Origin of the sequence: Vibrio sinaloensis, from assembly GCF_023195835.1 — a bacterium.
GTDB lineage: Bacteria > Pseudomonadota > Gammaproteobacteria > Enterobacterales > Vibrionaceae > Vibrio > Vibrio sinaloensis_C.
In genome coordinates this window covers 1,477,113-1,491,178 of record NZ_CP096199.1, presented here as the reverse complement: position 1 = coordinate 1,491,178, position 14,066 = coordinate 1,477,113, and the positions used below count along the sequence as shown (strand labels likewise).

The 14,066-nt window shown below is 46.9% G+C and carries 12 protein-coding genes; 8 read left to right on the top strand and 4 right to left on the bottom strand.

The window, feature by feature from the left end:
* Positions 1-61: 61 nt before the first annotated feature.
* Positions 62-2,092: a sensor histidine kinase gene (locus tag MTO69_RS06800; protein WP_248327710.1), complete on the bottom strand. Its 2,031-nt coding sequence runs from the start codon at positions 2,090-2,092 to the stop codon at positions 62-64.
* Positions 2,082-3,530, bottom strand: coding sequence for a sigma-54-dependent transcriptional regulator (locus tag MTO69_RS06795; RefSeq protein WP_248327708.1), 1,449 nt, complete (start codon positions 3,528-3,530; stop codon positions 2,082-2,084). Before MTO69_RS06795 ends, MTO69_RS06800 begins: the two co-directional genes overlap by 11 nt.
* Before the next feature lie 254 nt (positions 3,531-3,784).
* On the opposite strand from MTO69_RS06795, the gene MTO69_RS06790 reads away from it, so the two are divergent.
* The 7 genes from MTO69_RS06790 to MTO69_RS06760 all read left to right on the top strand — a co-directional run bounded on the left by MTO69_RS06790 (position 3,785) and on the right by MTO69_RS06760 (position 11,335).
* Entirely contained in the window at positions 3,785-4,603 is an 819-nt protein-coding gene (locus MTO69_RS06790; protein ID WP_248327706.1) for a substrate-binding domain-containing protein, read from the top strand.
* A gap of 6 nt (positions 4,604-4,609) precedes the next feature.
* The gene (locus MTO69_RS06785; protein WP_248334202.1) at positions 4,610-5,308 is read left to right on the top strand and encodes an ABC transporter permease; all 699 of its coding nucleotides are present in this window, start codon (positions 4,610-4,612) and stop codon (positions 5,306-5,308) included.
* Between the two features lie 4 nt (positions 5,309-5,312).
* The gene (locus tag MTO69_RS06780; protein ID WP_248334193.1) at positions 5,313-6,029 is read left to right on the top strand and encodes an energy-coupling factor ABC transporter ATP-binding protein; all 717 of its coding nucleotides are present in this window, start codon (positions 5,313-5,315) and stop codon (positions 6,027-6,029) included.
* Positions 6,007-6,591: a molybdenum cofactor guanylyltransferase MobA gene (mobA, locus tag MTO69_RS06775; protein ID WP_248334178.1), complete on the top strand. Its 585-nt coding sequence runs from the start codon at positions 6,007-6,009 to the stop codon at positions 6,589-6,591. Before MTO69_RS06780 ends, mobA begins: the two co-directional genes overlap by 23 nt.
* The gene (locus MTO69_RS06770; protein ID WP_248334170.1) at positions 6,591-8,369 is read left to right on the top strand and encodes a bifunctional molybdopterin-guanine dinucleotide biosynthesis adaptor protein MobB/molybdopterin molybdotransferase MoeA; all 1,779 of its coding nucleotides are present in this window, start codon (positions 6,591-6,593) and stop codon (positions 8,367-8,369) included. Before mobA ends, MTO69_RS06770 begins: the two co-directional genes overlap by 1 nt.
* 56 nt (positions 8,370-8,425) lie before the next feature.
* Positions 8,426-8,692: a DUF2960 domain-containing protein gene (locus MTO69_RS06765; RefSeq protein ID WP_248334163.1), complete on the top strand. Its 267-nt coding sequence runs from the start codon at positions 8,426-8,428 to the stop codon at positions 8,690-8,692.
* A gap of 153 nt (positions 8,693-8,845) precedes the next feature.
* On the top strand, positions 8,846-11,335 hold the full coding sequence (locus MTO69_RS06760) for a bifunctional diguanylate cyclase/phosphodiesterase (RefSeq protein ID WP_248334161.1): 2,490 nt from the start codon (positions 8,846-8,848) through the stop codon (positions 11,333-11,335).
* 86 nt (positions 11,336-11,421) lie between these two features.
* On the opposite strand, the gene nagK is transcribed toward MTO69_RS06760, so the two are convergent.
* Positions 11,422-12,330 (bottom strand): N-acetylglucosamine kinase, encoded by a 909-nt coding sequence (gene nagK / locus MTO69_RS06755; protein WP_248334152.1) that lies wholly within the window; start codon positions 12,328-12,330, stop codon positions 11,422-11,424.
* Between the two features lie 132 nt (positions 12,331-12,462).
* Positions 12,463-13,206: a tRNA-uridine aminocarboxypropyltransferase gene (locus MTO69_RS06750; protein WP_248334145.1), complete on the bottom strand. Its 744-nt coding sequence runs from the start codon at positions 13,204-13,206 to the stop codon at positions 12,463-12,465.
* A gap of 67 nt (positions 13,207-13,273) precedes the next feature.
* Between MTO69_RS06750 and MTO69_RS06745 the strand changes: the two genes are divergently transcribed.
* Positions 13,274-14,062 (top strand): sterol desaturase family protein, encoded by a 789-nt coding sequence (locus MTO69_RS06745; RefSeq protein ID WP_248334136.1) that lies wholly within the window; start codon positions 13,274-13,276, stop codon positions 14,060-14,062.
* The last annotated feature ends 4 nt before the right edge of the window (positions 14,063-14,066 follow it).

Below are 14,066 nucleotides of genomic sequence, written 5' to 3'. Positions count from 1 at the left end.
CGATCGGTTTGTAGGTTAAATGACACCGCAGAATTTTGAACTGTGAGTTACCAACACTAAGCTAAATGTTGGTAATTTTTAGCTCCGATTCATTTCTAACGGGTAGATAGATATAAAACGTCGACCCTTTGCCCCATTCTGATTCCACTTTCATTTCGCCCCCTGTTTGGCTCAAGATACTTTGTGAAACCGAGAGCCCAAGTCCAGTACCGTCTCTTTTGGTGGTATAAAAAGGCGAAAAGATACGCTTCAAATTCTCGGGTTTGATTCCACATCCCTGATCGCGAACACTGATGATCGCCCCTCGGCAGTTACCCCCATCCATCCAGTCGGTGGTAGTAATGGTGAGCCTTCCTTTTCCTTCCATCGCATGGATACCGTTCATCTGTAAATTAACCAGTATTTGCAACAGTTGATGTCGATTGACTTCGACACAACTTTTCGCGTTCAGATCGGTGACGAATTCCACATCACGCTTTTTCGAACCGGTTTTTACTAGGGTGATACTCTCTTCGACAATAGGGTTCACATGCTGCCAGGTGATCTCATCTTGTACACCCCCTTGTCGACTGTACTGCAGTAGACTGCGCGTTATATTGCGAATCCGATCAATCTGAGCATGGATAGCTTCTATCTCTTCAGAGACGCGCTGCGAGTCTTCTGCCAGTTCAAACTGAATAAGTTCAATGTTGCCAAGGATGACGGCGGTCGGATTGTTGATTTCATGGGCGATGCCTGCGGTGAGTTCCCCAAGTGCGGCCAGCTTTTCGTTCACCACAAGTTTATCGCGGGTCTGATTGAGCAATTGAATGTGCAGTTCGAGCTGCTCGGTTTTCTCTTTTAAGCTCGCGGTGCGCTCGTGTACTTTGCGTTCGAGTTGTCCAGCGGCAACCTCAAGTTCACTCTTTTGCTGCTTAAGTAGGTCGAGCATGTTGTCAAACTGCTTAGCCAGTTGAGCGAGTTCGTGGTTTTCATCCAGTCCTAACGGGCCAATCCGGGTGTCTTTGCCCAATTGGATCATCTTAACCACTCGGTGGATGCGCTCGACGGGTAGAAATAGGTCGCGAGAACCCCGATAGACAATCAGACTGGAGAGTAGCAACAACATGACGGTGGTAATGGATATCTCAGCTATGTTGGTCATGTAAGTAGCTAAAAACGGCCACATCAAATATCCGGTATAAAGCATCCCGATGACATTATTGTACTGATCGTACAGCGGCTGGTAGGCCGTGATGTACCAAGCATCGTAAACGAAGGCTAAGTTAACCCACTCCTGCCCCTCAATAAGTACCACTTGTTTGACTTCATCCGATACCCGTGTACCAATCGCGCGTCCCAGCCGATCATCGCTATCTAGCGGTACATTGGTGCTGACCCTCAGGTCATCTAAAAATACGGTCAATGTTCCTACTGGGCGTAACGTATCTTGCTTAGAGGGGTAGATAAGATCGCGAATGGTATCGACTAAGCCAGTGCTGTTATTGAGCAATAGCCCGCCGTCAAGAAAGCCAATAATGTCGAGATTTGGGTTGTAGATAGGTATCACTGTGCGGCTGACCAATCCGCGACTTTCTACCGCTTGGCTGTTTAAGATTGGCGTTTGCGCCCGTTTCACTAAGTCGTCGCCGAGCTCAGCTAGCTGTTGCTGCGAGAGCACATCAAAAAAGGATTCGCGTCGTGTCAGATCCATAAAGCGAAACTTGCTCTCGACGCTGTCTACCCGGTGAAAACGTAAGAAATCGAGCTTATACGCCTTACGCTGCTCCGACACCCAATACTGAAGTTCAGTCTCTTCGATATTAGGATCGCGCACACGCTGAATAAACTCATAAGAGCGTGCGAATGACTTAACGTGGTTGGCTTGTTTCTCTTGAATCAGCTCAATACTGTTTTCAGCCACACCAAGTCTCTCGGAAACATCGACCAATGCACTTTGCCAAGTGTAATGAATCGACCAGTAGATGGTGATTCCAATCAGCGCGATCAGCGTCAACAGGATCGGTGCAGAGGTCAAAATGATCAAACGATAGCGCACCATGGTTTTAAAGCGATAACGCCACTTTGACCAAAGCGTCGCGCTAATCGGCATAGCTCGACTCCTCACTCTCCCACTCTTTAAACTTGCGCTCTAAGGTTTTTCTTGCCACGCCAAGATCGCGTGCCGCCGCTGACTTGTTGCCATCATGGTAATCAACCAGTTGCTGAATGTGCGCTTTCTCAACATCTTTCAAACACCAGCTGTTGGGATAGCCTTGACCCTGCGTACTGCTCGAAGTCAGCTCGATCAATTCTGCGCCATTTGACACTGTCATCGTCACCGATGGTTTAAGTGTCTCTCCGTGTATCTCACGCCAGTAATGCGCTGGCGGCTTACCGAGCAAGATACAACGTTCAATGAGGTTTTTGAGCTCGCGGATGTTTCCCGGCCAGTCATACTCATTCATGGCCAAAATGTCCTCATGAGCCCATTTAGGATCAGGCATACCGAGTTCCGCCGACAACATCTTGGTAAAAAATGGCACCAGCTCGATTAAGTCTGCCTTTCGTTCGCGTAACGGCGCGACATCGATTTTAAGTACATTCAACCGATAATAGAGATCTTGTCTGAAATGCCCTTTTGCTACCTCTTGTTGCAGATTGCGGTTAGTCGCCGCGACCACTCGCACGTCAACGGTGACTTCTTTTTCCGAGCCCACCGGGCGAATGGTACGCTGCTCTAACACACGCAACAGCGCAGACTGCATAGTCAGTGGCATTTCACCAATTTCGTCTAGAAACAGCGTGCCTCCATTCGCGACTCTAAATAGGCCTTCACGGCTCTTCTTTGCGCCAGTAAACGCACCAGCGTTGTGCCCAAACAGTTCACTTTCTAGAAGATCCGGCGCAATCGCGCCACAGTTGATTGGGACAAATGGGCCACTGCGTTGACTCGCTTCATGCACCCCGCGCGCTACCAGTTCTTTACCAGTTCCCGACTCCCCCTCGATCAACACCGACGCTCGTGACGGCGCAAACTGACTGATCAACTGCTTGAGCTGCTTGGTTTTGTCGGAGCCACCGACGATATCTGTCGTAATATGGCGCTTAAAGTCATGGCGTAGCGCATATTGATGGCGCTGCTCGAGCCTTTTATCCATACATCGCTGCACCGCTTGCAGCATCTGCTCTAGGTTGAAAGGTTTGAGAATAAAGTCCGACGCGCCAAGCTTAAGGGCTGAAATGGCGGTTTCCAAATCTGCGTAGCCGGTCATAAAGATCACATCGGCTTTTCTCTCCGGATCGGTAAAAGCTTCTTCCCACTCTATCCCGGAGCGACCTGGCAAGTTGATATCGAGCACAATCAAATCATAGTGATGCTCTGTGCGCAACGACTCCGCTTGTTCAATAGAGCCAACACAGTCGACTTTAGCAAACCATTTGCTCAATGCTTTGTTGAGGATGGTTTGCATACCTAGTTCATCATCGACGACGAGAACAGAGAAGGCTTGATATTGAGACGCTTTGTTTGGATCGAAGGAAGGAGGCATATTACTCAGTTCAACTAGTTGCAATTAGGACAGAGTGTACCAAGTTTCTTATCAACAAACTGAATAAAAGTGGGACATTTTGTCCCTCGTCATGATTTATGTACCTAAGCTACTGATATTACGTTCGAAAATGCTCACAGATTTCTGGCATCAAGCTTGCTTAATATGCGTGCCGATTTATAAATAAGTCGCCAGTGTCGAAAGCCGTAAGATAAACGGCGGTTTTTGTAGTCCCAAAATGGAATTATAACTATATGAAAGCAATCAAAATCACTCTTGCAACAGCGTCACTCGCCCTCATCAGTTACTCTGTGTTCGCCGCAGGCGAAAAACCCCATGTTCGCTTGGCAACAACCACGAGCACCTACCACTCAGGTTTGCTTGAATACTTGTTGCCAAAGTTTGAACAAGAGACCGGCTACCAAGTTGATGTGATCGCAGCAGGAACGGGAAAATCGCTGAAAATGGGAGAAAACGGCGATGTTGATTTGGTCATGACCCATGCCCCAAAAGCGGAAGCTAAGTTTGTCGAGCAAGGTTTTGGCGTATTGCCGCGTAAACTGATGTACAACGATTTCGTTATCGTTGGTCCTCAATCTGACCCAGCTAAGGTAACAGAACAAAAAGATGTCGCTGAGGTCTTTAAGTCAATTGCGAACCAAAATGCCACCTTCGTCTCTCGTGGTGATGATTCCGGTACTCACAAAAAAGAGAAAGGCATTTGGCAGCAAGCCGATATGGAACCTAACTTTGGTGGTTACCGCAGTGTTGGTCAAGGTATGGGCCCCACACTCAACATGGCCAATGAAATGCAGGGGTATACCATGACCGACCGCGGAACTTGGTTGGCCTACACCAATAAGTTGGATCTCAAAGTGCTGTTTCAAGGCGATAAGAATCTGTTCAACCCGTATCAAGTGATCTTGGTTAACCCTGAGCGCTATCCAGGTATCAACTATCAAGGTGCAAAAGCATTCAGTGATTGGCTGGTCAATCCCAAAGGCCAAGCTCTGATCAATAGCTTTAAACTCAATGGCACTCAGCTGTTTGTTGCCAATGCAGACCAACAATAATTGTCTATGAGTTTGTGGCAAACCACACTGGATGCACTCGCGCTCTTGGTCAGTTTTGACCAAGAGCTGTGGGAGATCGTGGCCGTCTCTTTTAGCGTCTCTTTATCTGCAATCTCCATAGTCCTGTTCCCAGCGATCATGTTTTCTTTTTTGCTTGCCTATACCGAGTTTCGAGGTAAGTGGCTATTCCTATCGTTGATCAACACTTTGCAAGCAATACCCACAGTGGTGATCGGCTTGATTCTGTACATGCTTTTGTCCCGTTCAGGACCGCTGGGTGATTGGCAAATGCTGTTTACTCAAAAAGCGATGATCTTTGGACAAATGTTGATTGGCTTTCCAGTTCTTGTCTCTATGATGCATGGGGCGTTGCAATCGAGTGACCGACGCGCAGTCGAAACGGCCATCACACTGGGTGTGAGTGTGCCGAGAATTATCGCCACTATGATTTGGGAAACACGATTTCCTCTGCTCGCCGCCGCTATCGCTGCCTTTTCGAGAATTGTGACAGAGGTCGGTTGTTCCACTATGGTCGGTGGCAACATTATGGGCATTACTCGCAACATCCCCACCGCCATTGCGATGGAAAGCCATAAAGGGGCGTTTGCTCAAGGTGTGGCGCTAGGGATTGTTCTACTCACACTGGCACTGCTGCTCAATTTTCTACTGACCAGTATGCGCGGCAAAGGGTATTTAAGGACTTAGTATTATGACGATAAAAATGACTGCTCAGCAGTTGTCTATGCGCTTTAAACAACGAGTTCTATTTCACATCCCAACCCTAACGATTGGGCCCAACGACGCTATTTACCTAAAAGGTGATAACGGAGTGGGCAAAACAACATTACTTAAAATTCTTTCAGGTCTGATCAAACCGACCACAGGACGTGTCCACGCCGCCAATGATAGCTTGTTACAACGCTGGTTTACCCGAAGTGGCCGCAATCAAGTGATCTATCTGCACCAATCACCCTATTTATTCGATGGCAGTGTTTATCAGAACGTCGCTTACGGTATTCGTTATCAAAAAGAGTCTGCAAAAGATAAGCGAGCGCAAGTCATTACGGCTTTGCGTATGGTAGGCTTAGAAACCCTCGCTGACGAACATATTTCTGTGTTGTCAGGAGGAGAAAAACAGCGGGTAGCGATGGCGCGTGCTTGGATATTGAAACCATCGATTTTGTTGATGGATGAACCCAGTGCCTCACTTGATCAAGAATCGATTGAACGCCTAGTGGTGATGGCTCAAGACTTGCTGAATCGAGGTTCAAGTTTGGTCATTACCAGCCATCAAACCAACGCTTTAACCGATTTATGTCGTAAACAGTGGTGGATAAAAGAGACTACGTTGGTTGAATCACCACTACTACAAGTTATTACCGATAAAGAGATAAAGAGTCGTTATGCTTCTTCCAACGCAAACTAGTTGGGTTATTTTAGCGGGTGGTCAAGCCAGCCGTATGGGTGGCAATGATAAGGGGTTAATATTGTTAAATGGTAAACCCCTTATTCAACATGTGATTGACCGACTTGCCCCGCAAACTTCTCAGATTTTAATCAACGCCAACCGCCACCAGTCGCAGTACGCGCAATATGGCCAGGTATTTGGTGATGAGTTTAAGCAGTACCCTGGCCCATTGGGAGGCATTCACGCGGGATTGCTCCATGCCCCCACCGATTGGGTCGGTTTTGTCCCTTGTGATAGTCCACAAATCAACACCGATTTGGTTGCTCGCTTCTGCTCAGAGGTCACAGCGCAAACTGATATCTTAGTGGCGCACGATGGTGACTATCAACAACCGGTTTTTACCCTCTACCACAAGCGAGTATTGCCTAAACTGACTGCATTTCTCGAGCGAGGCGATCGCAAGATCATTTTGCTCTACAAAGAGTGCCACACACGCTACGTCGATTTTAGTGACTCACCACAGTGCTTCGTTAATCTCAACACCCCTGAAGAACTGGCCCAATTTGGAACGCTTAGCTGATGAACAATTCCCTCCCTATCCCACTGTTGGGTTTTGCTGCCTATTCTGGTACTGGAAAAACCACCTTACTCGAAGCCTTGTTACCTAAACTGACTGACGTTGGCCTAAGGGTCGGTGTACTCAAGCATGCGCATCACAACTTTGACGTCGATAAACCAGGCAAAGATAGTTACCGACTGCGCAAAGCTGGGGCCAGTCAGATGTTGATTTCATCAAGAAACCGTTTTGCGTTGATGACCGAAACGCCGGAGCAAGAGTCCAGTTTCGAGTACCTGCTGTCTCGCTTTGACTGCGATAACTTGGACGTCATTTTGGTCGAAGGTTGCAAAAACATTGCTTTCCCTAAGATTGAACTTCATCGAGAAGCCGTCGGCAAACCTTGGCTCTACCCAAACGACAGCAACATCATTGCGATTGCGGCGGATAACATAGTGCCAGACTCAAACTTGCCGCAGATGGACATCAATGACTTATCGGCGATCGCAGATTTCGTGGTGTCGTATATCCAAAGCTACAGCGTTGCTTCAAGCAAAAGCAACGCCAATGCTAGTTGCGATACGCTCTCTCCTGCTTTTTTATCGGTGACTCAAGGACAAGAAAAGATTCTCTCTTCAGTGGAAGTTGTGACAGAGAAAGAACTTTGCTGTTTGGCTGATGGTTACGGACGCGTGTTATCGCAGCCGGTAATCTCGCCAGTCAACGTGCCGCAATATACAAATTCAGCCATGGATGGCTACGCGATTCGCAGTGACGATCTCAGAGCCAATCACTATCAAGTTATGGCCGATGTGTTCGCGGGCCACGCCTATCAAAAATCGCTAGAGAAAGGTCAAGCGGTAAAAATCATGACCGGTGCACCTATGCCGCAAGGCGCTGACACGGTTGTGATGCGCGAACAAGCGACACAAGATAGTGACAGCGTCACCTTTGGTGAGGCTTCGATCAAGGCCGGGCAAAATGTTCGCCAAGCGGGTGAAGATCTTGCGCTCGGTGCGGAGGTCTTTGGTAGCGGTCAACGTATCTCCTCTGCTGAGATGGGCATGATGGCCTCACTTGGTTTAGCGCAATGCGAAGTCTATCGAAAACTAAAAGTCGCCATCTACTCTACCGGCGATGAAGTGCAAGCGCCAGGAACGCCGCAAAAAGACCACTCTATTTACGACTCCAATCGTTTTACCTTAATGGGGATGCTGCAAAAGCTGGGTTGCGAGATCATCGATTTAGGTATCATTGATGATGACCAAGCAAGGATGATGGAAGCGCTAGAGCAAGCGTCGCAGCAAGCTGACGTCGTCATTACTTCAGGAGGCGTATCAGTGGGGGATGCGGATTATATAAAGCTTGCGTTGGACAAGTTAGGCCAAATAGATTTTTGGCGAATTAATATGCGCCCGGGTCGCCCACTCGCTTTTGGACATCTCAATCGCAAACCCTTCTTTGGTCTACCTGGTAACCCTGTAGCGGTGATGGTCTCGTTCATCAACTTTGTCGAACCAGCGCTGCGTAAGATGCAAGGTGAAATGGGCTGGCAACCTTTAAAAGTCAATGCCACGGCGACTGAAGAACTTAGATCACGACAAGGTCGTACTGAGTTTAGTCGTGGTGTCTACCAAATTGATGCTCATGGTCAGCTATCGGTGAAAACAACCGGACACCAAGGTTCTGGGATTTTGCGCTCAATGAGCGAGGCTAACTGCCTAATTGAAATTTCTCCCGCTATTGATAGTGTAAAGGTCGGTGAAAGCGTGACAATCATCCCGCTTCAAGGCAGAATCTAGGCCTTGCAAAATGAGGCCAGCATTGCTGGCCTATTGATGATATCTAGGACACCATTATGTCGCGCACAATACTTTATACCTATAAAGACGAAGAGAAGACCCTGACCTTTTCGTACCAGCAATATCGCACCATTCATGAAGCGGTTGCTGATGCTGAAGGGATAGATCTCTCAGAATATTTGAAAATGGAGCAGCAGATTGAAGCCATCTCTGATACTAAAGCGGTGCGCAACTATCGCGATAACCATTTCAAGAAACTGGGCTTTGGTAAAATCACCTTAAAGCAAAAAGAGAACCGCGGCGTCGGCCACAAAAATAACTAGTCAGTGATGAGGGCTATTTAGTCGCCCTCCCTGTTAACAACTTTATATATTTCAATCACAAATCCTCCCCAATCCCATATACAAACCTCACTATCTGTGTGACTATGAGCTACACTTTTTCTCGTATCATGCAATCTAGGAATTCGCTGCGTAATGGAATCGCTAATTAAAAAAGTGATTGATTCAAAAGATGAAATGGAGCTTTATCAGCGTTGCTTGAACGAAGTCTATTTACGTTACAAGCCTGACCATTGCCTTATCGCTGAGTACAACTTAGCGCAACGAACTGCCACAACTCGCTGTTATCTCGCCCAAGGTAAGCTTGCGGATAATATTAGTTATTCGTTAGGCGGTACACCATGCGAAGCGGTATTAGACAGCGCCGATATGTGTGTTTACCCCGAGGGTATTCAAGAGCAGTTTCCAGAGGATGATATCCTCCAAGTCATTGATGCACATAGCTACTTAGGAATACCGATTCAATCTAGAAGCCAAACCACCATCGGCGTTATTGCGTTGATGTACAACCACCCATTGCCTGAGGTTGACTTTGATACTAACTGGTTTGAAACCCTAGGCTTTTTGATTGGTAAAACGATACTGCAGCAACGACTCGGTAAACAAAAAGACGATCTTTTGAGCCAGTTCCAGCGCTCTGAACAGCTCACCCATAGTGGCTCTTGGACTTGGAGTATTGCAGAAAATCATTTTACCTATTCCAGTCACTTAGCCAAAATGTTGTCCGCGCCTCACACCACTTCTCTCTCGTTTGACCAGTTTTTTGGCCGTTACGTGTTCAATCAGCCTGAGCAATTTGTCAAATTTAAAGCCAGCCTCAGTCTTGCATCCCAAACCGAGCATTTTACTGTCTACAAAGAACATAATCCTTGTCAACTGCAGCTAGAAATCAACTATTCCAGACAGTTTGATCAGCAAGGAAACTTAGCCGAAGTCACCGGCCACGTTAAAAATGTCACTCATGTTTCAGATCTAGAGGCCGAGTTTGACCTTGCGCAGCGGGTGATTGAACTATCGCCGAATGGAGTGCTGATCACTGATAAAAATAACCGCGTCATCAATTGTAACTCCAAAGTGGTGAACATCAGCGGCTATAGCGCCGAAGAGCTAGAAGGACGCAACCCATCCATTCTCGCCTCCAACATTCACGATGCAGATTTCTATCGCGCCATGTGGCAGACCGTACATGAAAATGGATTCTGGCAAGGTGAGATATGGAATCAGAGCAAAAGTGGTGCTATCTACCCTGAGCATTTATCTATTTATCAGTTACGCAATCGTTTGGGTGAGGTGCAAAACTACATTGGCATCTTTGAAGACTTGAGCCTGCAAAAATCGATTGAGAATGAGTTAAACCGCTATAAAGAGCAATCTGACTTCACTGGATTAATGAAGCGTGAAAAATTCATCAACGCGCTAGAAACGGTGAGCAAGCCTGTGGTCATTATCGTTGATATCAAACGCTTCTCTTCGTTTAACAATATTTACGGCGAGTCATTTGGTAACAAACTGCTGATTTATGTTGGTCAGTTAATCCACAGCCATTTTAGTAGTGACTCCATCAATATTTGCCGCTATGGCGCTGACCAATTCGCGCTAAGTGTCGATAAAAACGCTTCGGTTAATATTGACGACTTAGTCTCTCAGATACGCTCCGTGATTGAAACACCGTTTAAAATAGATACTCACGCGATTGAACTGGCCGTGAACATCGGCATATCGAGTATTAAGGATGTCATCGACACCCACCCTCTCAATCAAGCCTACTATGCGCTGATTGAAGCTAAAAATGCTCCGCTCACCACCACCATCGAGTATTCAGTTCCTTTGGAACACAAGATTGCTCGTCGTCATGATTTGAGCCGCAAACTCAAGAAAGCGATTGACGAAAAGCGAATCGATGTCGCCTATCAAACTATTTACGATCTTGATACCAACTCCATTGTTGAGATGGAAGCATTAGCGCGTTGGAGTGAAGACAACGAAGTTATTCCTCCTTTTGAGTTCATCTCTATTGCTGAGGAGTTTGGCTATATCTTTCAGCTTGGTCAGGTTATGCTTGAGAAGGTGTGCCAAGACATCATCAAACTTAAGCAGCTTGGCTTTGATAACATCCCTGTTAACGTCAACCGGTCTATTGACGAACTGAGTCAAGAGAGCCATAGCCATTGCTCGATCACTGAAATCATTGATAAGTACGGGCTAAGCTACAAAGATATTGTGGTCGAAGTCACCGAATCTATCCCGTTAGAAGACAAGCCCCAAGTGCAGGAATTATTGCGCATTTTACGTAAGCAAGGGGTAAAAGTGGCGTTGGATGATTTTGGTACGGGCTACGCGTCGTTTTCAAACTTGATGAAAAACACCGTCGATATTCTTAAGATCGATCGTTCGTTTGTGATGGATATCGAGCAGAACCGAAACAATGTAGTGTTGATTCAATCAGTAACCTTGCTCGCAGAACAACTGGGCGTTGCTGTGATTGCCGAAGGTGTTGAGACTCAGGGACAGTTGGATATTTTACGTGGCTTGAACTGTCGTTATATTCAAGGTTATTTATTGAGTAAACCCAAATCGATAGATGCGGTGATTGGCGAGCTGAAAAACAGCATAAAGATTCAATAAGCTATAACCTAAGACCTGAAAAAAAAACGGGAACTGAACAAAACAAAACGGGAGCTGAACGCTCCCGTCATTATTTGACGTTCTTATTATTTGATGTTCAAGAATGCAGCGCCGCGAACACCACCCGAATCACCATGTTTGGCTTTGATGATCTTCGGACACTTAGCGACAGAAAGAAGATATTTTGGAATGCGCTTTGGCATCTCTTCATAGATAAGCTCAAAGTTAGACAATCCGCCACCGAGCGCGACAACGTGAGGATCGTTGGCGGTAAAAATGTTGGCAAAACAGATCGCAAGCAGTTCCATGAATCGTTCAACATGCTCACACGCTTTCTCTTCTCCAGCTTGGTAAGCCTGGATAATATCGATCGCCTTTTTCTCTTCACCGAAGTAATGTGCATAAATTAGCTCAAAACCACGACCAGATAAATAGCTGTCTAAACAGCCCTTTTTACCACAGCCGCAGCCAAGTAGTGGCGCATTATCACCAAGATGGAACCATGCATCGATTGGCAAGCGCATATGGCCGAGTTCACCGGCAACGTGATTACGCCCAGAGAAAACCGCGCCGTCGTAAACCAATCCACCGCCAAAACCTGTGCCTAAGATCAAGCCCATCACCGATGGTTCATCTTTTAGCTCGTCGTCCCAGGCTTCAGAGAGCGCAAAACAGTTGGCGTCGTTTTCAATTTTGACACGACGGCCGATTTTCGCTTCTAGGTCTGCACGTAGTGGTTTACCCTTTGCGGCAGGTACGTTAACCGTAAGTACCGTCGCGTCATCCGCATCTTCCATTCCTGGTAGACCAAGACCGATTTTACCTTCACAGGTAAATTGCTGGTCGTACTTGCTCACTAAGCCGGCAATGGTGTCAACTAACTGCGCATAGTCATCGGTTGGCGTTGGCACACGCTCGGTCGCGACTCGCTCTAATTTGTCGTTAAATGCTCCAAACTCAATTTTAGTGCCACCAACGTCAAAGCCGTAGTACATCTCATCTCTCCCCAAAACATAATAAAATCGTTAACCGATTCATTATCCATATAGCTACGCCTACAAACTGTGACTTAGGACTAATTTAGCCTTGAGATGGTCGTAATTGGACACTCCTTGCGCATACAGGCATCAATTACTAGAGCGACTTCGCGTTTCTGTAGCCTCAATGAAAGCTTGCAAAACTGGACGTTGCTGATCTGACTTTGATCGGCTCTTACTGTGTAAATAGCTCTCTTTAAACACGTCAAACCATGCCGCTAATGTCGCAGACAAGTGCTGCTCACCCATCTGGTCGAACACTAAGGCGGCAACTTCTGCTGTAGCAAGGTGCTGTGCATTATCTGAACGCCGCATGACATAACGTGACACAGACTCAGGCTCGACAGACAAAACTGGCAAACCATCAAGATAGGGTGACTTGCGAAAGATCCGCCGCGCTTCACGCCAACTGCCATCAATAAAAATGAGCAGTGGCTTTTTACCCTGTGGGCCAATCGAATCCACTGGTATCAAACGTTGCTCATCTTCAACATACTCGTCGGGGAAGATAACAATGGGTTGGTAGCTCGGGTTCGACACTAGCGCCAGCATTTCAGGGTCAGGCTCGGTACGATGCCATTGGAACGCATACCCTTCTTTAACCGTATCTAAGATGAGTCGACCAGTATTGCTTGGTTTGAATACTTCGTTGTCTGAGAGTAACAACATCACCGCAATATCACTGTCGATGTCTGGCTGATAGTCACACAAGCAATTTGACTTAGCGACTTGGCAGTAAAGGCAGCGCTCGACTTTACTGCCTCGGGCAATAAAAGGCTTCGTTGACTGAGCAAGGCGGTGTTGATACAGGCGGTGAAAAGCGTGGATTCTCATAATGGAAGCGTTTAATGTTAAGGGCGGTCAGTTTACTTAGCCCGATACGTGTTGCAAGGATAATATCATGCAAAATGCCGAGATGATTCGGATTGGATTTTTCATCACTACCTTACTGTTATGTGCGGTATGGGAATGGCGCGCGCCGCGGAAAGCGTTGACGCAGAAAAAGTGGTTTCGCTGGCTCAATAATCTTGGTTTGATTGCCTTTAACTCGCTATGTCTGACGCTACTGATGCCGATTGTCGCCCTCGGGGCGGCCTATTATGCAGAGCAACATACGATTGGACTGTTTAACCACTGGCCACTTCCCACTTGGTTTGAAGTGTTGCTGGCAGTTGTAGTGCTCGACCTTATTATCTATCTGCAACACCTAGTTTTTCATCGCGTACCTTGGCTTTGGCGTTTACACCGTATGCATCACGCCGATCAAGACATTGATGTGACTACGGGAACACGGTTTCATCCGATTGAGATCTTGCTGTCGATGTGGATTAAAATTGGTGTTGCTCTGCTGCTTGGGGTTTCACCACTGGCGATTGTGGTGTTCGAGATCGTGTTGAATGTCAGTGCCATGTTTAACCATAGCAACGGTTATCTCCCCTTAGTTTTAGATAAGCCTCTGCGCAAACTGATTGTCACGCCGGATATGCACCGCGTCCATCACTCAGTCATACCGCGTGAAACTCACTCCAACTTTGGCTTTTTCTTATCCGTTTGGGACCGGCTATTTGGTACCTATCGTTCACAGCCTGAACTGGGCCATCAATCGATCAAGATTGGCATTCCCCTTTTCCAGCGCCGCAACGAACAAAGGTTGGATAAGATGCTTACCCAACCTTTTCGTCAAGACTGAAGCG

Coding starts and splice junctions, on each gene's coding strand:
- MTO69_RS06800 (WP_248327710.1), bottom strand. CDS start 2,092: ATGCCGATTAGCGCGACGCTTTGGTCAAAGTGGCGTTATCGCTTTAAA.
- MTO69_RS06795 (WP_248327708.1), bottom strand. CDS start 3,530: ATGCCTCCTTCCTTCGATCCAAACAAAGCGTCTCAATATCAAGCCTTC.
- MTO69_RS06790 (WP_248327706.1), top strand. CDS start 3,785: ATGAAAGCAATCAAAATCACTCTTGCAACAGCGTCACTCGCCCTCATC.
- MTO69_RS06785 (WP_248334202.1), top strand. CDS start 4,610: ATGAGTTTGTGGCAAACCACACTGGATGCACTCGCGCTCTTGGTCAGT.
- MTO69_RS06780 (WP_248334193.1), top strand. CDS start 5,313: ATGACGATAAAAATGACTGCTCAGCAGTTGTCTATGCGCTTTAAACAA.
- mobA (WP_248334178.1), top strand. CDS start 6,007: ATGCTTCTTCCAACGCAAACTAGTTGGGTTATTTTAGCGGGTGGTCAA.
- MTO69_RS06770 (WP_248334170.1), top strand. CDS start 6,591: ATGAACAATTCCCTCCCTATCCCACTGTTGGGTTTTGCTGCCTATTCT.
- MTO69_RS06765 (WP_248334163.1), top strand. CDS start 8,426: ATGTCGCGCACAATACTTTATACCTATAAAGACGAAGAGAAGACCCTG.
- MTO69_RS06760 (WP_248334161.1), top strand. CDS start 8,846: ATGGAATCGCTAATTAAAAAAGTGATTGATTCAAAAGATGAAATGGAG.
- nagK (WP_248334152.1), bottom strand. CDS start 12,330: ATGTACTACGGCTTTGACGTTGGTGGCACTAAAATTGAGTTTGGAGCA.
- MTO69_RS06750 (WP_248334145.1), bottom strand. CDS start 13,206: ATGAGAATCCACGCTTTTCACCGCCTGTATCAACACCGCCTTGCTCAG.
- MTO69_RS06745 (WP_248334136.1), top strand. CDS start 13,274: ATGCAAAATGCCGAGATGATTCGGATTGGATTTTTCATCACTACCTTA.